Raw genomic sequence first — 22,072 nt, 5'->3', positions numbered from 1 at the left:
TCAATGGTTAAATGGCAAGCAACGCTAAGTACAACTGAACCTTACAATTACATTGGGATTCAGAATGTACGACAAGGAAATCGAAACACAGAAGTCTTAGAAGCCATACTAGTTGAAAATGCTTTGCCACTTGATTTAACAGGTTGCGAAGTTTTTTTTGAATCGGTTATTGATAATAAATATCCGATTCAACGTTCAGCAAAAATTGTGAATGCCAAAAAAGGGATTATTCAGTATACCTTTGATGAATATTCTATGCAGTCGTTACACAGACAAGAAGCATATTTCAGTATTCATAAAGGTGATAACCTGATTGGTGCAACGCAAAACTTTTCTTACTTTGTAGTGAATGCTGCTTCGAAAACAGAAGGTGAAATGGGTTCTTATTGGCAGTCCATTGAAGATTTAATCGCGGACATGAACGCTTTTATCAACGAAAATAAGGGTGATTTTACTGATTGGATGAATGCTAGAAAAGAAGAGTTCGAAGCGTGGCGAGATGCGCAAAAAACAGATTTCACTTCATGGTTCGAATCAATCAAAGATATTTTAAAAACGATTGATCCTGGCGGTACGATGTTAGCCGAGCTAATGGATGCACGTGTAGACATTCAAGGAGTGCGCCATAATTCAATTTCTGAACGTTTATTGGCAGATATGGAATATTTGTATCAGAAATTAGAGAAACGCTTATATACGTTAGAATATGGCGAAATAAGTGACTTGATTATTTTACAAGATGATGCTTTTTCACTGAATCATGAAACAGAAATTGTTGGAACAGTTGATTATCCTGCGATCGATGGGGCATTGGTTATCGCAACAGTTGATGATACAAAACAGAACGCTTATGTGTTTGAAAAAGTGGGTGAAATAAGTGGTTAAAGCAAAACGAATGATGGAAACCGATGAAAATGGCGTGGAACGTCAGTTTTATCCTATTACACATGCATCCGCTGTTCGAGGATTAGAAAAAATTATTGCGGGTCAATCAAAAGTATTATCTGTTAATGGATATACTGGGGCAGTAATTATCACTAAAGCAGATCTAGGCTTAGAAAATGCACTGACAGAACTTCCTTATGCGACAGAAGAAACAGACGGTATTATCACTGCTGAAATGTTTCAACGGTTGTCAAATGGCGAGGGAGGCGTGTACATTCTTCCAATCGCTACCGCAGATGAACTGGGCGGAATAAAGGTTGGCCAACTGTTAGAAATTACAGAAGACGGAACGTTGTCTGCGGTAAAGCAAACAGATCAAAATTTCACCACTGAACTAAAATCGAAACTGGAAGAGTTGAAAGGTTATACTGCTGGAGCGAATATTTCTATTTCAGAAGATGGTGTTATTTCAGCAACTGGTGGTGGCGATGGCGGCGGAGTGAATCAACAATATGTTGACCAAAAAGTTCAAGAAGCCATTGACAGAATACCTGATATTACGTTTGAGAGAGTAGGGGAAGTTGAATGACAGATATTGTTAAAGTAAAACAAGGAGGAACACAGGTATTTCCTCAAACACATTGGAATGCTGTGGAAGGGAAACCAGAAGTATTGAAAGGTGAAAAGGGAGACCCAGGTCCACAAGGTCCAAAAGGAGATAAAGGAGACGTTGGTCCGCAAGGTCCAGCAGGGCAAAATGCAACAACGACAGACGTTGCAACCTCAATAAAAAATGGCTTGATGTCTAAAGAAGATAAAACAAAGCTAGATGGATTGCCAGCAATTACGTTTGAAAAGGTAGGGGAAGTGTAATGACAACAGATATTGTTCAATTAAAAGAAAAAGGAAAACCAGTCTATCTTAAAACACATACTGCCGCAATTGATGGGCTTGAATCTTATATAAAAAAAATAGATGCGGACAAAGCATATCAAAAAATTACCAAAAAAGAACCGTTGTGGACAGGTGCATGGTATGGCGGAGCTGCAGGAAATGGGCAAGTACCTTCTAAGTCTCTTTCACAGTGTGAGAATGGTTGGATTTTACAATGGCAAGAATATACCAAAGAAGGAGCTTTGAACGGTGCGTGTTATCACTTTTTCTTAGTGCCTAAACAGCATGCGCAGAATCCAGGTTCTGGGGGAGTTATTTTCCTTTTACATGGATACTATACTAATTTAGTACGGAAATATTTATATATTAAGGATACTAAAATTACTGGAAACGACTTAAATGCCTCTTCTAGTGATACGGCTGGTTCAGGCAGTAAAATGTTTGCGTTAAGTGCGATTTATGAATACTAGGAGGAAAGAGAACATGAAAATTTGGATTGATGATATTCAAGGTTATTTAGACGGATATTCCACAATGGAACAACCGAATAAAATTGAACTTGAAGTAGAAAAAGAGCCAACAGATTTTTTTAATTATCGCTGGGACGGAACAAGCTTAATATACGATCCTGATAATGTGCCAGAACCAGAGCCAACGCCACCTACGGAATTGGAACTTTTACAAAAGCAAAATGCGGAATTAATGAAGCAAGTTTCTCAGCAGAATCAAGTTATTCAACAAACACAAAGAATGACTGGCGAATTGATGAAACAAGTCGCTGAACTTACGAAAGGAGCGGAATAAGATGAAAACGAATGCTTTTCCAGGTTTCGATAATATTAAACAGTTGTATGATTGGAATTGTTATACAAAACAAGATTTAGTAGATTACGTGAATATGAATTGCTTAACAAAAGAAGAATACACAAAAATTTGTGGGGAACCGTTTAGCGAAAGCTAAGCGGTTTTTCTTGTAAGTAGAAAGTAGGTGCAGGATGAACTTAACAGTAGAACAATGGTTAGCAGTGATTACATTCTTAGGCGGAATTATTTTCGCATTAATGAAATTTTATCATGTCTTTTCTCAATTAGAAGATAGCATGAAAGAACTAAAGGAAGCTGTTGAACGTTTAAATAACCATGAAATACGCATTAGCCGATTGGAAGAGCAAAATAAAACCCTCTTTAGAGGGATTGGAGGAAATAAAAATGATTAATTGGAAATCAAGAATAAAGAACAAACAATTTTGGCTTTCGATTATTCCAGCAGTTCTATTATTAATTCAAGTAGTAGCCGTTCCTTTTGGATATAAATTTCAAATTGAAATGATTAATAAGCAACTGCTAGATGTTGTTAATGCATTATTTGTTGTGCTAACTATTCTAGGTATTGTGACAGATCCCACAACACCTGGATTATCAGATAGGAAAGGAGATAAATAAATGAAAAAGAAACTATTGGCAACATTACTGGTAGTCTTATTTTTTGTATCACCAGTTAGCACATTTGCTGCAAAAGGAGACCAAGGCGTTGATTTGTCTATTTGGAATGGGTATCAAGCAACATTTGGTTATGCACATGATAAATTCTCAATTTCACAAATTGGTGGGCAAAACAACTATGGGATTTATGATCAAGTTACTTATTCTAGTCAAGTAGCTAGTACGATTGCTCAAGGTAAACGAGCGCATACGTATGTATGGTGGCAAAATGTTCTTACCTATGAAAATGCAAAGCAAGTATTAGATTACTTTTTACCTAAAGTTCAAACACCAAAGGGATCAATTGTCGCCTTAGATGCGGAAGACGGCGTTCAATCGACGGATGTAACGCTATGGGCGTTAGACTACATCAAAGAGGCTGGATATACACCGATGCTTTACGGATACAAAGGGTATCTTACTTCAGCTTATGATCTATCACGAATTGCAAAGAAGTATCAATTATGGATGGCAGAATATCCAGATTATGAAGTGACACCTTATCCAAATTACAATTATTTTCCTTCATTTGAAAATATCGGTATTTTTCAGTTCACGTCAACCTACGTTGCAGGAGGGCTAGATGGTAACGTTGATTTAACAGGTATTACCGATAATGGTTATACAAAAAATAACCAACCAGAAACAAACACACCAGCTATTGAAGAAGGTAAAGAAGTTGAAAAAACACCTACTTCTGCAGTAAAAGTTGGTGATACCGTCAAAGTAAAATTTAATGTAGATGCTTGGGCAACTGGCGAAGCTATTCCAGATTGGGTAAAAGGAAACAGCTATAAAGTGCAAGAAGTAACTGGAAGCAGAGTATTGCTAGAAGGTATCTTGTCATGGATTAGCAAAGGCGATATTGAATTATTGCCAGATGCGGCAACTGTTCCTGATAAACAACCAGAAGCGACTCATGTGGTACAATATGGCGAAACATTATCAAGCATTGCTTATCAATACGGAACAAACTATCAAACATTGGCTGCATTAAATGGATTGACAAATCCAAATCTTATTTACCCTGGCCAAATTTTGAAAGTAAATGGATCAGTAGTAAGCAACATTTACACAGTTCAATACGGTGATAATTTATCAAGTATTGCAGCTAAGCTTGGTACGACTTATCAAACCTTAGCTGCATTAAACGGATTAGCAAATCCTAACTTGATTTATCCTGGTCAAACATTGAGCCATTGATTTTTTGCAAAATCAGTTGAAATTTAGAGGTAGCTCATTTACAATAGAGTTACCTTTTCATATTATGACTCTTTTCGATTTAGAAAAGAGGTGCTCCTATCTTATGACAAGTTCTTAGGTAGGAGCATTTTAATTTTACTAATAAGTAGCTTAGTTTAAAGCTATTGTATTACATAAGAAAACACCTACCACAGATGCACGTACTTCCCCAAGCAGTTGACTGTGCGGTAGGTGTTTTTTTTAGATTTTACTTGTTAATCATAACCGATTTTCTTTTTTTATAACAAGGTTAAGCTTGAATTTATGAAAAGGATAATGTGTACGGAATTTATCCTAATAAAAATAGAATTAGACTATTTCTAAGCTACTATTACTTGAGAACAGTTTCCTTTTAAATAAGTGGAAAAGTGTAGTATAGCTACTTTAGCGATATTCCTTAATATCCCAGTTCTAATTTAAAGCCAAACACAATTTTGTTAATAAGTCGTGAATGATTTTATTGGTTGAATTAACAAAACTAATTTGCTAGAATAATAAAGCAATTACTTGTAGTAAAAGACTACAGGCCCCTTGTATCATAATTGTGCAAGGGGGTTTTTGTATCGTATATTTATATTTCATGTCTAGAGTAGATGGATTATAACCTTTTTATAGTATTGGTCCATCATGTTTTAATACACTCATTTGCTTTATAGGAAATAGTATGGTATTATAAATAAGTAATCAATTTTGACATGTAACGAGAGCGCTATACATAAGACTATAATTCTCCTTTTGCTTATCAAACATTTTTTGCAACAAATCGCATACAGGGTATGCACAAGGAGGAAACATATATGAACAACGGTACAGTAAAGTGGTTTAACTCAGACAAAGGTTTTGGATTTATTACAGGTGAAGATGGCAATGATGTATTTGCTCATTTTTCAGCAATTCAAGCGGATGGTTTTAAGTCATTAGAAGAAGGACAAGCAGTAACTTTTGATATTGAAGAAGGACAGCGCGGTATGCAAGCTGTTAATATTTTTAAAGCATAATAAAGGTTTTGGTAAAACGTTCCAATTTAATTGGAACGTTTTTTTTATAAGATTAAATTGATAGGCTCTGAATGTTGAAAACGAAAGGAGATCATCATATGGGATTTGGAACATGGAAAGAAGTTATACCATCAGATAAAAGTAAACAGTTTGAAGAAGGACAGAAAGTATCATTTATTTACAGAAAAGAAATTAGAAGTGGTATAATAGCTGTTTTATTAATTAATTCAGCAGTAATTAATATTATAGACAGTTCTAAGCCAAAAAACAAAAAAGAAAAAACAGTAATTAGTTATGAGAAACTATTATCGATGTACCAATAAAAAGACCCTAGTTTAGATTAGGGTCTTTGTGTTAAACTTAAGACAAGGATTTATGGCATACTCTTTTTTCTAAACAGATTCTTTACATGTTAAAGGATCTGTTATTTTTTATTTAAAAATTGTTAGCTTAGCTAGTTAGAGCATACGGCTCATGACCATTAGGTTGATGGTTCGAATTTATCATAGTAGTTAAAACGAAATTATCTTGTGTATATAGAAAACACCTACTTAAGACGCACAATACTTCCCCAAGTTGTGTATGTTTAGTAGGTGTTTTTAATACAGTTGTATATTTGAATTATAAATAAAATACAATTGTTTTGTAAAATGAAAACTTGAAATTAAAAAAAGAAAGAGGTAAAATATCTTTACCAAACAATTTTATTTTTCATTTTATTACTACCTCTTGTCGCCTTACCCCAATGAGGCGGCTTTTTTTACATAAAAATATTGAACTCAAAAAATAGATATTGTAAAATATCTATACATATTTAAACTCTTATTTTTTCACGCAGACCGCCTTTTCTCAATAAGGTGGTCGTTTTTTTGTTGAAAATTGAAAATCAGTAAAGTAAAATTGTTATATATTAAGCTATAACTAGTAAGAACTATTTTATCCCCAATAAGCTAGTTATTACTTGGACCATTAGCTCAGCTGGTTAGAGCAAACGGCTCATGACTATTCGGTCGATGGTTCGAATTCATCATGGTCGATAATAGAATTAGACAGGTAGTGAATTATTTTGAAAAGAACAGGAATTCTCTTAGTGAATTTAGGAACACCAAAAGATTCTTCCAAGACGGAAGTAAGGAAGTATTTAAAAACTTTTTTATCAGATAGAAGAGTAATAAAATTACATCCTATAATTTGGAAACCGATTTTGAACGGTATTATCTTGAATATACGTCCAAAAAAATCAGCAAAACTCTATCAAAAAATTTGTACTGAAAATGGATTTCCTCTTTTGGAATATACTGAGAAACAAATGGAAAATTTGAAAAATATATGTCCAGAAGTGGAAGTTACAATCGGAATGTCATATAGTGAACCGAGTATAGAAACTGCTCTAGATACATTATTATCAAAAGAGATTGAAGAACTCAATGTCATACCAATGTATCCGCAATACTCTGGGACAACGGTAGGATCGGTGTTTGATTCCGTTATGAATTATTTTATAAAAAGTGATAGGATAGTGGATATTAAATTTATTCGATCATTTTACAATAATCCACAGTATATAGATTACTTTTCAAAAAAAATAAATGAAGCTTTGAATGAAAGTCCAATAGATGCTATCGTTTTTTCATACCACGGAATTCCTATGTCTTATGTAAAAGATGGGGATAACTACCCGAAGGAATGTACTAAAACAACAAAATTAATAATGGATAAATTAGGAGATATTCGTTATTATCAAACCTATCAATCGAAATTTGGGCCATCTGAATGGTTAAAACCAGCAACTGATGATACCTTGAAAAAATTACCATCAAAAGGTATTAAAAATATATTAATTGTTGCACCAGGTTTTGTTGTAGACTGTCTAGAAACAATAGAAGAATTGGAACACGAAAACAGAAACTATTTTTTAGAAAATGGCGGGGAAGTCTACAAATATGTTCATCCATTTAATGGAGATATTGAATTTGCAAAATTAGTAAAGGACATTATTTCTTTGTAGTAATTTGTTTTAGTTTTTTATTTTAGTTTGAATTTGTTAAACAATTTATTCAGGGTTTGCACGAATATATTTACTGGTATAGCATATAGTAGAATTAAGCAAAAATTAAACGGCTTATCTGCAGTTCAGTTTAGGAAATAAGCCGCTTAAAAAAGCTTGATTTTTTTGCACTGCAGTTCGAGTCCTGTATGGTCCATAAAAATACGTTGTATGAAAAGTCAATTCTTTTTAGATATTTTTGACTTCCCAATTTGATATACTGCGGAAAGTATCTGAGAATTTATTTAACACATTTTTTATTTACTAAAGAAAGTAAAGATCAGAGCTGTGCAAATAGAAATGATTAAAAACATCCCAATATCATCATCTAATGTTTCAAAAACTTCAACAGGTTTCATAAAATGTTTAATTATTTTTTTCATTGTATTCACCTCAAAAAGAGAATAGAATGAAATATTCTACTTATCCATTGATATATCTAACGATTGACTTACAAAATTGAAATAAAAGTCTAAAAGTCAGTTGGTGTGATTATTATTATAATACAAAAAAGACCTCCATTCTTTTAAGAATAAGGTCTTTTTTTTCGTAGTCGCCTTCTAGGCAAACTAATTCAGTTAGCCGTATTCTAAACTCAATAAAATGTCAAATACTCATAGGTGTATTTTTACCACAAAATTTACCACAGATTTGCGGTATTATTTACATATCTTAGATTATTAAAAATGACAAAACAGCTATTTAATGCGTATTGTATGATTTTTTTGTTCCTTAAATTGTTATGGAATTTCAGATGGGGAGTGGCAAATATACGAAGAAAATTAACTATTTATAGCGGTTTTATTTTATTAGAGAGTCTCGTTAGTTTTAGTATTGTATGTGTGATAGCAGGGATATTCTCCCTGACTATTACACAATTAATTCAGCAAAATTATCAACGGGAGCAAGAATTAACGCGCACTCGTCTAGGATACGAAGCAATTTTATTTTTAGAGCAGACGGGTGATTTACGTTTCAAAGAGCGGATATATCAAGGAGAAACTTACCGATTTTCTTTGATGGAGAACGAGGGAAGAAGGATACTAAAAGTCACAGATTCAAGAGGAGCGATTTTGATTGGTCAATAAAAAATATGCGGGTTTTACAATGTTAGAGTGTTTAGTGGCACTAGTCGTTTTAAGTTGTATGTGTCAATTGTTTCAGTTGATGATTCAACAAAGTTTTATCGGAAATCAATATTTGAAAAACAATGATTCGAAATCCTGGCATATATTTTTAATTCAATTAGAAAAAGAATGTCAAAAGCTCGTTTTCCAAACAGGCTCTGCTCAAGAGATTTCTTTCCTCGACTCAGAAACAAACAAGACTATTTTAATTCAAATCAAAGAAGATAAAATTATTAAGCGAGTCAATGGTAAAGGCTATCAACCGCTGTTAATTGGTATCAAAAATGGACAGTTTAAAAATGAAGGACAATCGTTTACTTTGGAAGTTACTTTTACTTCTGGAAAAACATTTGATAGTTTTTTTCCGATAAAGGGAGAATTTTAATGAGGCAAAAATATTCAGGAAACTTATTGTTCACGGCCATGGCCTTTGTTTATTTGATGAGTTTTCTCGCCCTTCAGTTACTAGAAGAACGTCAGTTAACACAAAAATTTACGCAAGCTACCCAGGAATACTATGCAGGGAAAAGTATCCTTCATTTATTTCTTGCAGATGTTAAACAAAATAGACGAAAGTTAAAAACAGAAGAAAGGCTCGTATACGCGCAAGTGACCCTCGATTATACATACAAAAATGAACAATTAAGAATAACTGTTTTATTAAACAAATCTGGTCGAAAATACCAATATCAAGAGAGAGTTTCTCATCAAAAAAAAGCGGAAACAATGCTGGAATAGCGTTGTTTTTCTACAAATTATTAGATTTTAGAAGAAAGACAGTAAAGGCATTGATTATTCTTTCTTTTTTCGTTAAAATAAAACAGGTATGGAAGTTGTTACATTTTGAATAGAATAGAGGTGCTAATTTGTTCCCAGAAAAAATTGAAGAGGCTTTCGAGCCAATGGAACAAGCAATCCAGTTATTGCAACAGTCATTGGATACTTCTTTTTTAGATGCGTATATTGAAAATGGTGAAAATATTTTAGATGATTTTCAAGTACGAGTACTTGACGGAGTACCTAATCCAGAGACAGTGAAACAATTAGAAACGCTGTATCATACGATTAAAAAAATTGATTTAGCTCCTGAAGATGTGCGACGCTTGTCCCAATTACTTTTGTTAAAAGGAACGAGAAAAGAGCAGCTTCAAGCAAATCATCAATTGACGCCAGACGGTATTGGCTTTTTGTTTGTTTATTTAGTAGAACAATTAACAAATAAATCAGAGCCATTAAAAATTTTAGATCCTGCTTCAGGAATGGGAAATTTACTGTTAACGGTTCTGCTGAACCTTGAAACAGCTGGTTACAAAGTTTCTGGTTATGGTGTGGATATCGATGAAACACTTTTGGCAGTATCTTCTGTGAACAATGCTTGGTCACAAGCCAATATTCAGTTGTTCCATCAAGACGGATTGCAAGATTTGTTATTGGATCCAGTTGATTTAGCATTAAGTGACTTGCCGATTGGCTATTATCCAAATGATGAGCGAGCAAAGGGATTTGCTGCTGCTGCGGAGGAAGGCCATAGTTATGCGCATCATTTATTAATGGAACAAGCCATGAAATACGTGAAGCCAGCAGGGTTTGGCTTATTCTTAATCCCGACCAATATTTTAGAGACTGAGCAAAGTGAATTCTTTAAAAATTGGTTGACAAAAAATGTCTATTTACAAGGAATGATACAGTTACCTGATGAATTGTTTAAGTCAGAACAATCACGTAAAAGTATCTTGCTTGTTCAAAACAAGGGTGCAGATGCTGAGCAAGTGAAGGAAGTTTTGTTAGCAAAACTTGCCTCTTTGAAAGATATCAATAAAGTAACGGAGTTCTTTAAACAATTTGAAGCTTGGAAAGCTTCAAATTTAAAATAAAATAGTAACGAAGAGGAGAAAATTATGTCTAAAACAATTGCAATTAATGCAGGTAGTTCAAGTTTAAAATGGCAATTATACCAAATGCCAAATGAAGAAGTGATCGCTAAAGGAATCGTTGAACGTATTGGCTTAAAAGATTCTATCTTCACAATTAAATATGGTGAAGGACAAAAATATGAAGTAATTGTTGATATTGATAACCATGAAGTGGCAGTAAAAATGTTACTAGACCAATTAATCGACTTAAACATTTTAGGTTCTTATGATGAAATTACTGGTGTTGGTCACCGTGTAGTTGCTGGTGGAGAAGAATTTAAAGATTCTGTTGTTATTACAGACGAAGTATTAGAAAAAATTGAAGCTTTATCTGAATTAGCACCTTTACACAACCCAGCGAATGCAATGGGGATTAAAGCATTTAAACATATCTTACCAGAAATCATTAGCGTGGCAGTCTTTGATACGTCGTTCCACACAACAATGCCAGAACACAACTATTTATATAGTGTACCGCGTGAATACTATGAAAAATTTGCTGCACGTAAATATGGGGCACATGGAACAAGTCATCGTTATGTCTCTCAACGTGCTGCAGAAATGTTAGGTCGTCCAATTGAAGACTTAAAAATTATCACTTGTCACTTAGGAAATGGTGCTTCAATCACTGCAGTTGATGGTGGTAAATCAGTCGATACATCAATGGGCTTCACTCCTCTTGCTGGCGTTACAATGGGGACTCGTTCAGGGGATGTTGATGCGTCACTATTACCTTATTTAATGACAAAACTTGGCTTGACTGATGTACAAGACATGGTTGATATTTTAAACAAAAAATCTGGTTTATTAGGTTTAACAAATGGTTTATCAAGCGACATGCGCGATATTCAATCAAACTTAGATAAACCTGAAGTTCAAACAGCATACAACATTTTTATCGATCGTATTCGTAAATACATTGGTAGCTATGTCACTGTTATGAATGGCGTTGATGCGATTGTCTTTACTGCTGGAATCGGTGAAAATGCAGTGGGCGTTCGTAAAGATATTATTGATGGCATGACTTGGTTTGGTTGTGAAATCGATGATGACAAAAATAATGTACACGGTGAAGAAGCAGTTATCTCAACTGATGATTCAAAAATCAAGCTTCTATTAGTACCAACTGATGAAGAGTTAATGATTGCCCGTGACGTAGAACGTCTAAAATAATTAAACGAACACACCTTGTGAGATGCTCTCACAAGGTGTGCTTAATAGGTAAATAAGAAAAAACTGAGCCAACTATCAAAAGTGATAGTTGGCTCAGTTTCTTTTTATTTTTCTTCATTTTTTGGTAATTTGTTGTCTAAATCCGTCCGTACAACGAGAACATCGCAACTAGCGTTACGGATAACTGATTCAGAGACAGAGCCAATAAATAAACGCTCAACGGCATTTAATCCAGTTGCTCCTAACATAATTAAATCAATGTTGTATTCTTTTGGTAATTCTTTGGCAATGATATTCTTAGGAGAACCATAGGCTAGAACGCTAGAGACTTTTGTTTGTCCCATATCCACCGCTTGTTGTTGGTAGGTGTCTAAGGTTTCTTTTGCCATTGACATTGCTTCTTCTGCTAGCGCACCATCAAAAGAGGACACTGATTGGAAAGAGCGCGTATCAACAACATGTGCTAATAGTAATTCAGCATCGTTTCGTTTAGCGACGTTGACCGCTTTTTTAAAGGCTAAGTCTGCTTCGTCAGAACCATCGATTGCTATCATAATTTTTTGATATTGTTGTAACATAATAACCGCTCCTTTCAGCGTAAAAAAAATCATTAATTGTTTCTATAATAATTGTAAAACAAACAAAGAAAAAAAGAAACTGAAACCGCTTCTTTTTTTTCTGAATATTGGCATTTTTTTTGTAAAAAAAGAACCTGGGACAAAAATCACTTTGGATTTTTGTCCCAGGCTTAAAAATTGATAAACGGCGGAAACAGAAGCAACTCCTTCGGAAATAAGTCGAAATTCTCCAAAAATTAAAGAACAATTTTCGGAAATTCCTTCTTATTTCTCGGAGTTAAACACTTCTGTCCCGACCTCTTTAAATTCATCGTCTTTTATGACATTTTTTTTGCAAAAGTTAAACTAAACAACGTTGAAAGTAATAAAACAAAAAAGATAAAACCAATTGACAATAACGGGCGATTAAAAATAGCCGCTAGAACACCTAGAATGGCGATAATCAAGTAATAACGCCCAAAACGTTCGATAAACTGTTGACTTTCTGTTGCAGTTTCTTTTTTTAAGAGTGGTAAAAAAGCTGCACTTTTCTTCATCAAATAATAACTGGCTACGCCTGTGACAACGGCGAGTAATAGTACGAGTATACGAATCATCTTGTCCTCCAAAAAAAAACAACTTGCCAGAGCAAATTGTTTAGAAATCTTCATAAAAATGGTAAAATCCGTCGATGCCGGTAATCGTCCTAGAGTATTGAACCCGCAAGATAAGCAGGTGGGTTCCTCGATCGCAGTATTGAACTACCAAAAGAAAAGGCATGTTACCAACTTTGATACAAGCAGGATCCCTAGATATCAATAAAAATGTTCGGTCAACACAGTGAAAGGACAACGCGTACATCACAGATTTACCATCTTTATAATAGCATACTCTCTCAAAATCGGCAACGAGATTGTTTCTTTTTTTGAAAGCGTATTATTTTGTTATTTTTTCTGTTTCCATTCTTGGATACGCTTGAGTTGCTGATGTAAGGCTTGTTCATATTTACCAATATCAATCGGTTCGTAATAACGTGCCTCTTTTAATTTGTCAGGTAAGTATTGCTGATTGACCCAACCGTTTTCAAAATTATGTGGGTATTGATAACCAATGCCACGGTTTAATTCTTTGGCTCCAGCATAGTGGGCATCACGTAAATGATCAGGAACATCTCCCACAGAGCCTTGTCGAATATCTGCCAAAGCAGCATCAATCGCTGTGACTGCAGAATTTGATTTTGGCGATAAACATAAATCAATGACGACACTAGCTAGAGGAATCCTAGCTTCTGGAAACCCTAGCTTTTCGGCGGCTTGAACAGCGGTGACCGTCCGAGCGGCGGCCGCAGGATTCCCAAGACCGATATCCTCGTAAGCAATGACCATTAAACGACGACAAATAATCGGTAAATCACCTGCTTCAACTAAGCGACCCAAATAATGAAGTGCAGCATCTACATCGCTTCCTCGAATTGACTTTTGGAAAGCGGAAATCACGTCATAATGGGCATCGCCATCTTTATCATGCGTTAAGGCTTTTCGTTGCACGCACTCTTCAATAATCGGTAAGGTGATCTTAATTTCGCCTTGTTCATTTTTGGGTGTTGATTTAACAGCTAATTCTAGTCCATTTAGCGCACTACGTAAGTCACCGTTCGTTGCGCGTGTCAAATGTTGTAATGCTTTTTCTTCTAAGTGGACAGGATAATCGCCTAAGCCACGTGTGCTATCGGTTAAGGCTTCTTGAATCGCTTGCTGAATGTCTGTTTCTGTTAAGGGCTTTACTTCAAAGATTTGCGTACGACTACGAATCGCAGGATTAATTGTGATATATGGATTTTCGGTAGTGGCTCCAATCATAATAATTCGTCCGTTTTCTAAATGAGGGAGCAAAAAATCTTGTTTTGTTTTATCTAATCGGTGAATTTCATCAAGCAGTAAAATCACTGTGCCACTCATTTTGGCTTCTTCAGCAACGATTTGTAAATCTTTTTTGGTGTCTGTGGCCGCGTTCAACATGCGAAAGGCATAATTTGTTGAACCAGCGATTGCGCTGGCAATACTGGTTTTTCCAGTACCAGGCGGCCCATAAAGAATCATCGATGAAAGCATTTTGGCTTCGACCATCCGACGAATAATTTTACCAGGGCCGACTAAATGTTGTTGACCAACTACTTCGTCTAAGTGACGAGGTCGCATTCGATAGGCTAAAGGTTGTTGCATAAAAGGACCTCCTTTTTCATAATCATCTTATTATAACATAAAGAACGTACATTCGCTTTTTGGTGGTTTTTTGGGTTTTAGATGGATATAGCGGAAGGTTTCGTGTATGATAGGGAGTGGTGAAAGAAATGAAAGAAACGATAAATATCTTTAACACAAAAACAACTGAAGAAGTGGCACAATACTTGTTAGGGATGTATTTAGAGCACGAAACAGCAACAGGCGTTTTAGGTGGGTACATTGTGGATGCAGAAGCTTATTTAGGTCCTGATGATGAGGCGGCCCATAGCTTTGGCTTGAGAAAAACGCCACGCTTACAAGCCATGTATGACAAACCAGGCACGATTTATTTATATACTATGCACACGCATTTAATTTTAAATATGGTGACACAAGAGCAAGGCAAACCACAAGGGGTGATGATCCGCGCGATTGAACCTGTTGAAGGTGTCGACAAAATGATTGAAAATCGCCAAGGACGTCAAGGCGTGGAATTGACCAATGGACCAGGTAAATTAGTTGCAGCCTTAGGAATTGATAAGCAATTATATGGGCAGTCGATTTTTTCTAGTTCGTTACGGCTCGTGCCAGAAAAACGAAAATTTCCGAAAAAAATTGAGGCACTACCACGAATTGGAATTCCCAATAAAGGTCGTTGGACAGAGTTGCCTTTAAGATACGTCGTGGCTGGCAATCCATATATTTCTAAACAAAAAAGAACAGCAGTAGACCAAATAGATTTTGGCTGGAAGGATGAAGAAAATGAAAAAAGCAACAATGCTCACATACTTAGAGGAACAACTTGAAAAACACTTAGGAGATTACGAAGTAGGCCTTGATTGGGATCGCAAAAACCATACCATCGAAGTCATTGTTCGTTTATATGCAGAAAACAATGAGCAAGTGGCGATTGATGATGTTGATGGTACGCTTTCAGAAGAAGAATTCATTGAATTTGAAGATGGTTTGTTATTTTACAATCCGCAAAAGTCTGTCGTTGATGACGAAGAGTATTTAGTCACAATTCCTTATGAAGGAAAAAAAGGGCTACGCAAAGCAGTTTTAGACGGATTCATTCACTATTTAAAAGTGGTTTTAGATGAAGGGCAAAGTGATTTGTTAGACTTTTTATCAGATGAAACAGCGGAAGTTTTTGAATTGCATTGGGAGCCAGCAGATTTTGAAGCGATGATTAAAAAAGTGGCAGAAACAGAAAAAGAACAATGGATTGCGTATCCAAGTTATTAATTTAGAGGTGAGAACATGAAGTGGACAGAAGTAAAAGTAGAAACGGCTAGCGAAGCAGTTGAAGCAATTTCAAACATTATGATGGAAGCTGGCGCAAGTGGCGTGGCCATTGAAGATGCGTTGGACATTGAAAATTTTGAAAGTGATCTGTATGGGGAAATTTTAGATAAAGAGCAATTCACCCACATTAAAGAAGGAGCGATTGTGATGGCTTATTTTCCTGAAACAACCTTCTTACCAGAAATTTTACCATTTATGAAAGAAAATATTTTACGCTTGCCTGAGTACGGCTTATCCATTGGTAAAAACGAAATGACAATTAGTGAAGTAGCAGAAAGCGACTGGGCAACTGCTTGGAAAAAATATTATCATCCTGTCCGTGTCACACGATTCTTAACGATTGTGCCAAGTTGGGAAGCCTATCACGCACAAGATGAAGCAGAAAAAATTATCACATTGGATCCGGGCATGGCTTTCGGTACAGGTACGCATCCAACGACTCGTTTAACCTTGCAAGCTTTAGAAACTGTTTTACGTGGTGGCGAAACAGTTCTAGATGTAGGAACGGGCTCTGGTGTTTTGAGTATTGCAAGTCGCTATTTAGGGGCTAAAGACGTCTACGCATATGATTTAGATGAAGTAGCAGTTGCAGCGGCAAAAGAAAATATGGATTTAAATCCCATTGCGGCCGATGTTCATGTGTCAGCCAATGATTTACTAAAAGGGATTGACCATTCTGCTGATGTAATCGTCGCAAATATTTTGGCAGATATTATTGTGTTAATGATTGAAGATGCTTGGCGTTTGCTAAAACAAGACGGTACCTTCATTATTTCTGGAATTATTGAAGATAAAAAAGCAATGGTTTTAGAAGCACTAACGAAAGTCGGGTTTGTGGTGGACCAACTCTTTAATCAAGGCGATTGGTATGCGATTATCTTGAAGAAACCAGAGGAAGAGTAAAATGCAACGGTATTTCATGAAAGAAGATTATCAAGAAAAAGATTTGTATAAAGTCGCAGATGAAAACTATCATCATATTGTGCGAGTTATGCGAATGACGCCGAATGATCGTTGTTATTTAGTATTTCAAAATAAAACTGCCATTTTAGCTGAGATTGTGGAAATTGATTCAACATCTGTTTACTTTAAAGAAATTAGTAAAGAAGAAATGGACAAAGAATTGCCAATTGAAGTGACGATTGCGTGTGGGTTACCAAAAGGGGACAAGTTAGAATGGATTGTTCAAAAAGGCACGGAGCTAGGTGGCAATCAGTTTATCGGCTTTCCTGCGAAAACTTCCGTTGTCAAATGGGACCACAAAAAAAGAGCAGCCAAAGAAAAAAGATTACAAAAAATTGCCACAGAAGCGGCGGAGCAATCGCATCGGCAGCAGACACCAAGTGTTTCTTTGGTGGAAAAAACACAAGAAATCATTGCGCAATTTGACTCATATGACACAGTCTTGGTTGCGTATGAAGAATCAGCAAAACAAGGAGAAAAAAGTCAATTAGCACAAGTATTATCCACTTGCCAGCCAGGCGCACGTTTGTGTGTGCTCTTTGGACCTGAAGGTGGCTTTGCACCGCAAGAAATTGAACAATTTCTGCAGGCTGGGGCGAAACTTTGCGGGTTGGGTCCGAGAATTTTACGAGCAGAAACAGCACCGTTGTATCTTTTAAGTGCGGTTAGCTACCAAATGGAACTTTTAAATTAAACGAAAGCCCGCCTGTAAAATTCTTGTAGGCATTCTCTTTGAATAAACAGAGAGTAAAAAAGCGACAGTGATTGAAATTTAAGGGAAATTTAGTATAATAGAGTTGTTGAAAGTGCTACTGTTTCAAGTGGTACTTTTCTTTTTTATTAAAATAGATAAAACGTGAACGAAGTGTTCTTTATCCAAAGGTCACCTTCATAGAGGAGTGAATACCATGCCAAAAGAAGAAATACTGACAGGCCCAGCGGTCATCAAAATTGTAAGTACCTATATGGGACCAGAACATGTTGAGTTGGTTCAAAAAGCATTAACTTATGCTGAAAAAGCACACGAAGGTCAAGTCCGACAATCAGGTGAACCTTACATCATCCATCCGATTCAAGTGGCAGGCATTCTGGCTGAATTACATATGGATCCCCATACTGTAGCAACAGGATTTTTACATGATGTTGTCGAAGATACGGACGTAACACTGGACGATTTAAAAGAAGAATTTGGCGAAGACATCGCGATGTTAGTCGATGGCGTAACGAAACTAGGAAAAATTAAATATAAATCTCATGAAGAACAATTAGCCGAAAACCATCGGAAAATGTTATTGGCAATGGCGCAAGATTTACGGGTTATTATGGTGAAACTAGCCGATCGTTTGCACAATATGCGCACATTAAAACATTTACGTGAAGATAAGCAACGACGGATTGCGCAAGAAACTTTAGAAATTTATGCGCCTTTAGCACATCGCTTAGGGATTAGTCGAATTAAATGGGAATTAGAAGATACGGCCTTACGTTATATTAACCCCAACCAATACTATCGAATTGTTAATTTGATGCAAAGTAAACGCGATGAACGTGAAGCTTATGTGGCAGAAGCAGTCGAAGATATTCGTTTAGCTACGGAAGATTTAGAAATTTACGCAGAAATATATGGTCGACCAAAACATATTTATTCAATCTATCGTAAAATGAAGGACCAAAAGAAACAGTTTAATGAAATCTATGACTTATTAGCCATTCGTGTTATTGTCGATTCCATTAAAGATTGCTATGCCGTGTTAGGGGCGATTCATACACGTTGGACACCAATGCCAGGTCGCTTTAAAGATTATATTGCTATGCCAAAAGCGAATATGTATCAATCTATCCATACGACAGTTATTGGGCCAAAAGGGAATCCAGTAGAGGTCCAAATTCGGACCCATGAGATGCACCAAATCGCCGAATTTGGGGTGGCGGCTCACTGGGCCTATAAAGAAGGCAAAGCGGAAAAAATTGAAACAGATGAACTGACGAAGCAAGTCGATTGGTTCCATGAAATTATTGAATTACAAGATGAAAGCTATGATGCTTCTGAATTTATGCAAGGTGTGAAAGAAGACATTTTTAGCGACAAAGTCTATGTCTTTACGCCAAGCGGAGATGTAACCGAACTGCCAAAAGGCTCCGGACCACTAGATTTTGCCTACAGCATTCATACTGAAATTGGGAATAAAACAACCGGTGCGAAGGTCAACGGCAAAATGGTACAGTTAGACTATGTCCTAAAAAATGGGGATATTATTGAAGTCCTAACATCACCGAATTCTTTCGGACCTAGTCGCGACTGGTTGAAAATGGTTAAAACAAGTAAAGCTAAAAATAAAATCAAACGTTTCTTTAAAGAACAAGACCGTGAAGATAATATTATTAAAGGGCATGATGCTGTCATTAAATACATGACAGAAATCGGCTTTACACCAAAAGAATTTTTAACGAAGAATAAAATGGCGGAAGTGCTAGATAAATTCAAATTTCAAACGGAAGATGATTTATTTGCGGCAGTAGGTTATGGCGAAGTAAGTGCGCAAGTAGTGTGCAATCGTTTAACAGAAAAAGAACGCCGCGAACAAGAGTTGGAACGCCAACGTCAAGAAGCAGAAGAGTTGTTAAATCAGCCAGCTAAAAAAGAATCAGAAAAAATGAAAGTTCGTCATGAAGGCGGCATCGTGATTCAAGGGGTGGACAACCTATTGATTCGTTTAAGCCGCTGTTGTAATCCAGTGCCTGGTGATGAAATCGTTGGTTACATTACCAAAGGACGTGGCGTTTCAATTCATCGTGCGGACTGTCCTAACGTACAACATCAAGAAGAACTAGCACAACGTCTAATTGAAGTTGAGTGGGAAGATACCGAGCACAGTCGCAAAGAATACGCTGCCGATTTGGAGATTTACGGCTATGATCGTAGTGGCTTACTGAGTGATGTTTTACAAGTCATTAGTTCGATGACAAAAAATTTAGTTGGCGTTGAAGCTCGTCCATCCAAAGATAAGATGGCCCAGATTCATGTCACTGTGAAAATTCAAAACCTTTCTCATTTAAAAACCATCGTTGACAAAATTAAAAGTGTACCAGATGTTTATAGTGTTCGTCGAACCAATGGGTAAGTGTTAAAAGTGAGGCAAAAAAGATGAAAGTAGTTATTCAAAGAGTCAGTCAAGCACAAGTTGCGATAGAAGAGCAGATAGTGGGACAAATCAAACAAGGCTTCATGGTGCTGGTGGGCATCCATCAAGAAGACACGCCAGAAGATGTGGCTTATGTTGTTGGCAAAATTAGTAAATTACGTGTTTTTGAAGATGACGAAGGAAAAATGAATCGCAGCATTCAAGAGATTGAAGGATCAATTCTAAGTATCTCTCAATTTACCCTCTATGCAAAAACTAAAAAAGGCAATCGTCCCAGTTTTATTGAAGCGGCTCGTCCAGATGTGGCGATTCCTTTGTATGAATTATTTAATCAACAATTAGAAGCAGAAGGAATAGCGGTAGCCACAGGAGAATTTGGCGCGGATATGCAAGTGTCGTTGACCAATGATGGTCCAGTAACCATTGTGATTGATACACGAGAAAAATAATTGATTTTCCTGTCGGAACCCCTTGACTTTCTAAGAGAACTTTAGTAGTTTATAGATAATATTAAAAATCTACGAAGGAACGAGTAAGTTTCATCTGTCTGCGAAGAGAGAGTTGCCGTGGCTGAGAGCAACTTCAACAGTGAAAGTGAAAGACATTCTGGAGATGGACGGAAGAAAAGCCGTCCCGTTACGAGCGTTAATCGTTGAGGAAAGAGTAGAATCTTTCAAAACTAGGTGGTACCGTGTAAAAGAGACTTTTACGCCCTTGTATGTTCAACATACAAGGGCTTTTTTCATTTTTAGAAAAAAGAAAATGGCGCACACATTTTTGTGGAATGATAGAAGGAGAGAAAGACAATGAGTTATCAAAAACCAAAAGGAACAAACGATATTTTGCCAGGAACTTCTGAAAAATGGCAATTTGTGGAAGAAACAGCTCGTTTGATTTTTAAAGATTATCAATACCAAGAAATCAGAACCCCGATTTTTGAACATTATGAAGTAATATCTCGCAGTGTTGGCGATACTACAGATATTGTTTCAAAAGAAATGTATGATTTTTATGATAAAGGAGACCGTCACGTGACGCTACGTCCTGAGGGGACAGCGCCAATTGTTCGGGCCTTCGTTGAAAATAAATTATATGGTCCGGAATATACGAAACCATATAAAACCTATTACATGGGGCCGATGTTCCGCTATGAACGCCCACAAGCTGGTCGTTTGCGTCAATTCCATCAAATTGGTGTGGAAGCATTTGGTAGTGAAAACCCAGCATTGGATGTTGAAATCATGGCTATGGCTTTGGACTTCTTCAAACAATTAGGCATCCAACAAATCAAATTAGTTATTAATTCCTTGGGGGATAAAGAAACACGTGCTACGTACCGTCAAGCATTAATCGATTATTTAGAGCCCCATATGGCAGAATTAAGCGAGGATTCACAACGTCGCTTACACGAAAATCCATTGCGGGTGTTAGACAGCAAAGATAAAAAAGACAAGGTGATTGTCGCAGAAGCGCCCTCCATTTTAGATTATTTAAATGAACCATCTAAAGCACATTTTGAAGCAGTAACTGATATGTTAGATTTACTAGAAATTCCTTATGAAATTGATAGTAATATGGTTCGCGGCCTGGATTATTACACACACACAATTTTTGAAATTATGAGTGAAGCGCCTAAAATGGGTGCGCAATCAACTATTTGTGCAGGAGGCCGATACAATGGTTTAGTTGAAGAATTAGGCGGCCCAGACACACCAGGTTTTGGTTTTGGTATGGGCATTGAGCGAGTGTTGTTAACAATGGAAGCTGAAGAAGTTGTGATTCCAGCGTTATCTGAATTAGACGCATATGTGGTTGGCATTGGTTCAGAAACCAACGTCGCAGCTTTGCAACTTGTTCAAAGCATTCGTAACTTTGGTTTCTCAGCTGATCGTGATTACATGAATCGCAAACCAAAAGCGCAATTTAAAACGGCCGATAAATTACAAGCAAAATTAGTTTTAACAATCGGTGAAAATGAATTGAATGAAGGCATTGTCAACGTAAAATCAATGGCAACACGCGAAGAAAAAGCCTTCCCGTTAAGTGCTATTCATGATTCATTTGATGAAGTGTATGACGAAATGATGACAAAAATGATTGAAGAATAAAAAGGAGAGA

Annotated in this window: 28 protein-coding genes, 1 tRNA gene and 1 other RNA gene; 26 read left to right on the top strand and 4 right to left on the bottom strand. The window is 36.3% G+C overall.

Translation table 11 applies throughout. The features are described from left to right. Window positions 1–3: 3 nt before the first annotated feature. The 18 genes from IGL37_RS08380 to IGL37_RS08295 all read left to right on the top strand — a co-directional run bounded on the left by IGL37_RS08380 (window position 4) and on the right by IGL37_RS08295 (window position 11,761). Window positions 4–885 (top strand): phage baseplate upper protein, encoded by an 882-nt coding sequence (locus IGL37_RS08380; RefSeq protein WP_002387290.1) that lies wholly within the window; start codon window positions 4–6, stop codon window positions 883–885. Next, window positions 878–1,474: a hypothetical protein gene (locus IGL37_RS08375; RefSeq protein ID WP_002357045.1), complete on the top strand. Its 597-nt coding sequence runs from the start codon at window positions 878–880 to the stop codon at window positions 1,472–1,474. The genes IGL37_RS08380 and IGL37_RS08375 overlap by 8 nt, the downstream gene beginning before the upstream one ends. Further along, complete coding sequence (locus tag IGL37_RS08370) at window positions 1,471–1,758, top strand: collagen-like protein (protein WP_002357046.1); 288 nt, start codon at window positions 1,471–1,473, stop codon at window positions 1,756–1,758. The genes IGL37_RS08375 and IGL37_RS08370 overlap by 4 nt, the downstream gene beginning before the upstream one ends. Next, entirely contained in the window at window positions 1,758–2,249 is a 492-nt protein-coding gene (locus IGL37_RS08365; RefSeq protein ID WP_002364194.1) for a hypothetical protein, read from the top strand. The genes IGL37_RS08370 and IGL37_RS08365 overlap by 1 nt, the downstream gene beginning before the upstream one ends. A 13-nt stretch (window positions 2,250–2,262) precedes the next feature. Next, window positions 2,263–2,583, top strand: coding sequence for a hypothetical protein (locus tag IGL37_RS08360; RefSeq protein ID WP_002389262.1), 321 nt, complete (start codon window positions 2,263–2,265; stop codon window positions 2,581–2,583). 1 nt (window position 2,584) lies between these two features. After that, complete coding sequence (locus tag IGL37_RS08355; protein ID WP_002364192.1) at window positions 2,585–2,740, top strand: XkdX family protein; 156 nt, start codon at window positions 2,585–2,587, stop codon at window positions 2,738–2,740. 34 nt (window positions 2,741–2,774) lie between these two features. Then, entirely contained in the window at window positions 2,775–2,996 is a 222-nt protein-coding gene (locus IGL37_RS08350; protein ID WP_002364191.1) for a hypothetical protein, read from the top strand. Beyond that, a complete protein-coding gene (locus IGL37_RS08345; RefSeq protein WP_002384371.1) occupies window positions 2,989–3,222 on the top strand; it encodes a phage holin in 234 nt (77 codons plus the stop codon). The genes IGL37_RS08350 and IGL37_RS08345 overlap by 8 nt, the downstream gene beginning before the upstream one ends. Continuing rightward, on the top strand, window positions 3,223–4,464 hold the full coding sequence (locus IGL37_RS08340; protein WP_002394567.1) for a LysM peptidoglycan-binding domain-containing protein: 1,242 nt from the start codon (window positions 3,223–3,225) through the stop codon (window positions 4,462–4,464). It abuts the gene before it with no gap. Between the two features lie 836 nt (window positions 4,465–5,300). Beyond that, window positions 5,301–5,501 (top strand): cold-shock protein, encoded by a 201-nt coding sequence (locus IGL37_RS08335; protein ID WP_002357053.1) that lies wholly within the window; start codon window positions 5,301–5,303, stop codon window positions 5,499–5,501. A 71-nt stretch (window positions 5,502–5,572) separates the two neighbouring features. Continuing rightward, window positions 5,573–5,824, top strand: coding sequence for a hypothetical protein (locus tag IGL37_RS08330; protein WP_002364188.1), 252 nt, complete (start codon window positions 5,573–5,575; stop codon window positions 5,822–5,824). 640 nt (window positions 5,825–6,464) lie between these two features. Then, a tRNA-Ile gene (locus IGL37_RS08325) sits at window positions 6,465–6,538 on the top strand. A 29-nt stretch (window positions 6,539–6,567) separates the two neighbouring features. Then, window positions 6,568–7,509, top strand: coding sequence for a ferrochelatase (hemH, locus tag IGL37_RS08320; protein ID WP_033595884.1), 942 nt, complete (start codon window positions 6,568–6,570; stop codon window positions 7,507–7,509). A gap of 755 nt (window positions 7,510–8,264) precedes the next feature. Then, entirely contained in the window at window positions 8,265–8,636 is a 372-nt protein-coding gene (locus tag IGL37_RS08315; protein WP_171025395.1) for a type II secretion system protein, read from the top strand. After that, window positions 8,626–9,060 (top strand): competence type IV pilus minor pilin ComGF, encoded by a 435-nt coding sequence (comGF, locus tag IGL37_RS08310; protein ID WP_002378441.1) that lies wholly within the window; start codon window positions 8,626–8,628, stop codon window positions 9,058–9,060. Before IGL37_RS08315 ends, comGF begins: the two co-directional genes overlap by 11 nt. Next, a complete protein-coding gene (comGG, locus tag IGL37_RS08305) occupies window positions 9,060–9,413 on the top strand; it encodes a competence type IV pilus minor pilin ComGG (protein WP_010820074.1) in 354 nt (117 codons plus the stop codon). The genes comGF and comGG overlap by 1 nt, the downstream gene beginning before the upstream one ends. A gap of 128 nt (window positions 9,414–9,541) precedes the next feature. Further along, entirely contained in the window at window positions 9,542–10,549 is a 1,008-nt protein-coding gene (locus tag IGL37_RS08300) for a class I SAM-dependent methyltransferase (RefSeq protein WP_002357063.1), read from the top strand. Window positions 10,550–10,573: 24 nt separating this feature from the next. Continuing rightward, complete coding sequence (locus IGL37_RS08295) at window positions 10,574–11,761, top strand: acetate/propionate family kinase (RefSeq protein WP_002357064.1); 1,188 nt, start codon at window positions 10,574–10,576, stop codon at window positions 11,759–11,761. A gap of 104 nt (window positions 11,762–11,865) precedes the next feature. Here the strand turns inward: IGL37_RS08295 and IGL37_RS08290 are convergent, their stop codons facing one another. The 4 genes from IGL37_RS08290 to IGL37_RS08275 form a co-directional block, all read right to left on the bottom strand. Next, entirely contained in the window at window positions 11,866–12,339 is a 474-nt protein-coding gene (locus IGL37_RS08290; protein ID WP_002357065.1) for a universal stress protein, read from the bottom strand. A gap of 317 nt (window positions 12,340–12,656) precedes the next feature. Continuing rightward, window positions 12,657–12,989: a hypothetical protein gene (locus IGL37_RS08285; protein ID WP_002357068.1), complete on the bottom strand. Its 333-nt coding sequence runs from the start codon at window positions 12,987–12,989 to the stop codon at window positions 12,657–12,659. A gap of 7 nt (window positions 12,990–12,996) precedes the next feature. Beyond that, window positions 12,997–13,190: non-coding RNA, 6S RNA (ssrS, locus tag IGL37_RS08280), on the bottom strand. A 72-nt stretch (window positions 13,191–13,262) separates the two neighbouring features. After that, entirely contained in the window at window positions 13,263–14,540 is a 1,278-nt protein-coding gene (locus IGL37_RS08275; RefSeq protein ID WP_002360030.1) for a replication-associated recombination protein A, read from the bottom strand. Window positions 14,541–14,668: 128 nt separating this feature from the next. On the opposite strand from IGL37_RS08275, the gene IGL37_RS08270 reads away from it, so the two are divergent. From IGL37_RS08270 to hisS, 8 genes are all read left to right on the top strand, one after another. Then, complete coding sequence (locus tag IGL37_RS08270; protein WP_002364174.1) at window positions 14,669–15,346, top strand: DNA-3-methyladenine glycosylase; 678 nt, start codon at window positions 14,669–14,671, stop codon at window positions 15,344–15,346. Next, window positions 15,303–15,788, top strand: coding sequence for a DUF3013 family protein (locus IGL37_RS08265; protein ID WP_002388170.1), 486 nt, complete (start codon window positions 15,303–15,305; stop codon window positions 15,786–15,788). The genes IGL37_RS08270 and IGL37_RS08265 overlap by 44 nt, the downstream gene beginning before the upstream one ends. Window positions 15,789–15,803: 15 nt before the next feature. Then, the gene (gene prmA / locus IGL37_RS08260) at window positions 15,804–16,751 is read left to right on the top strand and encodes a 50S ribosomal protein L11 methyltransferase (RefSeq protein WP_002357075.1); all 948 of its coding nucleotides are present in this window, start codon (window positions 15,804–15,806) and stop codon (window positions 16,749–16,751) included. A 1-nt stretch (window position 16,752) separates the two neighbouring features. Next, window positions 16,753–17,505: a 16S rRNA (uracil(1498)-N(3))-methyltransferase gene (locus IGL37_RS08255; RefSeq protein ID WP_002357078.1), complete on the top strand. Its 753-nt coding sequence runs from the start codon at window positions 16,753–16,755 to the stop codon at window positions 17,503–17,505. Between the two features lie 214 nt (window positions 17,506–17,719). Beyond that, window positions 17,720–19,933, top strand: coding sequence for a RelA/SpoT family protein (locus IGL37_RS08250; RefSeq protein WP_002357079.1), 2,214 nt, complete (start codon window positions 17,720–17,722; stop codon window positions 19,931–19,933). Between the two features lie 23 nt (window positions 19,934–19,956). After that, complete coding sequence (dtd, locus tag IGL37_RS08245) at window positions 19,957–20,403, top strand: D-aminoacyl-tRNA deacylase (protein WP_002357080.1); 447 nt, start codon at window positions 19,957–19,959, stop codon at window positions 20,401–20,403. A gap of 139 nt (window positions 20,404–20,542) precedes the next feature. Next, complete coding sequence (locus IGL37_RS08240; protein ID WP_025189863.1) at window positions 20,543–20,764, top strand: hypothetical protein; 222 nt, start codon at window positions 20,543–20,545, stop codon at window positions 20,762–20,764. Then, the gene (gene hisS, locus IGL37_RS08235; RefSeq protein ID WP_002362049.1) at window positions 20,761–22,062 is read left to right on the top strand and encodes a histidine--tRNA ligase; all 1,302 of its coding nucleotides are present in this window, start codon (window positions 20,761–20,763) and stop codon (window positions 22,060–22,062) included. Before IGL37_RS08240 ends, hisS begins: the two co-directional genes overlap by 4 nt. Window positions 22,063–22,072: the final 10 nt, after the last annotated feature.

The organism is Enterococcus sp. AZ119 (assembly GCF_050546175.1).
GTDB classification, from domain to species: Bacteria; Bacillota; Bacilli; order Lactobacillales; family Enterococcaceae; genus Enterococcus; species Enterococcus faecalis.
Note: the sequence above shows the minus strand (reverse complement) of the source record. Positions and strands in the feature narration are given on the sequence as shown.

Coding starts and splice junctions, on each gene's coding strand:
- IGL37_RS08380 (WP_002387290.1), top strand. CDS start 4: ATGGTTAAATGGCAAGCAACGCTAAGTACAACTGAACCTTACAATTAC.
- IGL37_RS08370 (WP_002357046.1), top strand. CDS start 1,471: ATGACAGATATTGTTAAAGTAAAACAAGGAGGAACACAGGTATTTCCT.
- IGL37_RS08365 (WP_002364194.1), top strand. CDS start 1,758: ATGACAACAGATATTGTTCAATTAAAAGAAAAAGGAAAACCAGTCTAT.
- IGL37_RS08360 (WP_002389262.1), top strand. CDS start 2,263: ATGAAAATTTGGATTGATGATATTCAAGGTTATTTAGACGGATATTCC.
- IGL37_RS08355 (WP_002364192.1), top strand. CDS start 2,585: ATGAAAACGAATGCTTTTCCAGGTTTCGATAATATTAAACAGTTGTAT.
- IGL37_RS08350 (WP_002364191.1), top strand. CDS start 2,775: ATGAACTTAACAGTAGAACAATGGTTAGCAGTGATTACATTCTTAGGC.
- IGL37_RS08345 (WP_002384371.1), top strand. CDS start 2,989: ATGATTAATTGGAAATCAAGAATAAAGAACAAACAATTTTGGCTTTCG.
- IGL37_RS08340 (WP_002394567.1), top strand. CDS start 3,223: ATGAAAAAGAAACTATTGGCAACATTACTGGTAGTCTTATTTTTTGTA.
- IGL37_RS08335 (WP_002357053.1), top strand. CDS start 5,301: ATGAACAACGGTACAGTAAAGTGGTTTAACTCAGACAAAGGTTTTGGA.
- IGL37_RS08330 (WP_002364188.1), top strand. CDS start 5,573: ATGTTGAAAACGAAAGGAGATCATCATATGGGATTTGGAACATGGAAA.
- IGL37_RS08315 (WP_171025395.1), top strand. CDS start 8,265: ATGATTTTTTTGTTCCTTAAATTGTTATGGAATTTCAGATGGGGAGTG.
- comGG (WP_010820074.1), top strand. CDS start 9,060: ATGAGGCAAAAATATTCAGGAAACTTATTGTTCACGGCCATGGCCTTT.
- IGL37_RS08295 (WP_002357064.1), top strand. CDS start 10,574: ATGTCTAAAACAATTGCAATTAATGCAGGTAGTTCAAGTTTAAAATGG.
- IGL37_RS08290 (WP_002357065.1), bottom strand. CDS start 12,339: ATGTTACAACAATATCAAAAAATTATGATAGCAATCGATGGTTCTGAC.
- IGL37_RS08285 (WP_002357068.1), bottom strand. CDS start 12,989: ATGAAGATTTCTAAACAATTTGCTCTGGCAAGTTGTTTTTTTTTGGAG.
- IGL37_RS08275 (WP_002360030.1), bottom strand. CDS start 14,540: ATGCAACAACCTTTAGCCTATCGAATGCGACCTCGTCACTTAGACGAA.
- IGL37_RS08270 (WP_002364174.1), top strand. CDS start 14,669: ATGAAAGAAACGATAAATATCTTTAACACAAAAACAACTGAAGAAGTG.
- IGL37_RS08265 (WP_002388170.1), top strand. CDS start 15,303: ATGAAAAAAGCAACAATGCTCACATACTTAGAGGAACAACTTGAAAAA.
- prmA (WP_002357075.1), top strand. CDS start 15,804: ATGAAGTGGACAGAAGTAAAAGTAGAAACGGCTAGCGAAGCAGTTGAA.
- IGL37_RS08255 (WP_002357078.1), top strand. CDS start 16,753: ATGCAACGGTATTTCATGAAAGAAGATTATCAAGAAAAAGATTTGTAT.
- IGL37_RS08250 (WP_002357079.1), top strand. CDS start 17,720: ATGCCAAAAGAAGAAATACTGACAGGCCCAGCGGTCATCAAAATTGTA.
- dtd (WP_002357080.1), top strand. CDS start 19,957: ATGAAAGTAGTTATTCAAAGAGTCAGTCAAGCACAAGTTGCGATAGAA.
- hisS (WP_002362049.1), top strand. CDS start 20,761: ATGAGTTATCAAAAACCAAAAGGAACAAACGATATTTTGCCAGGAACT.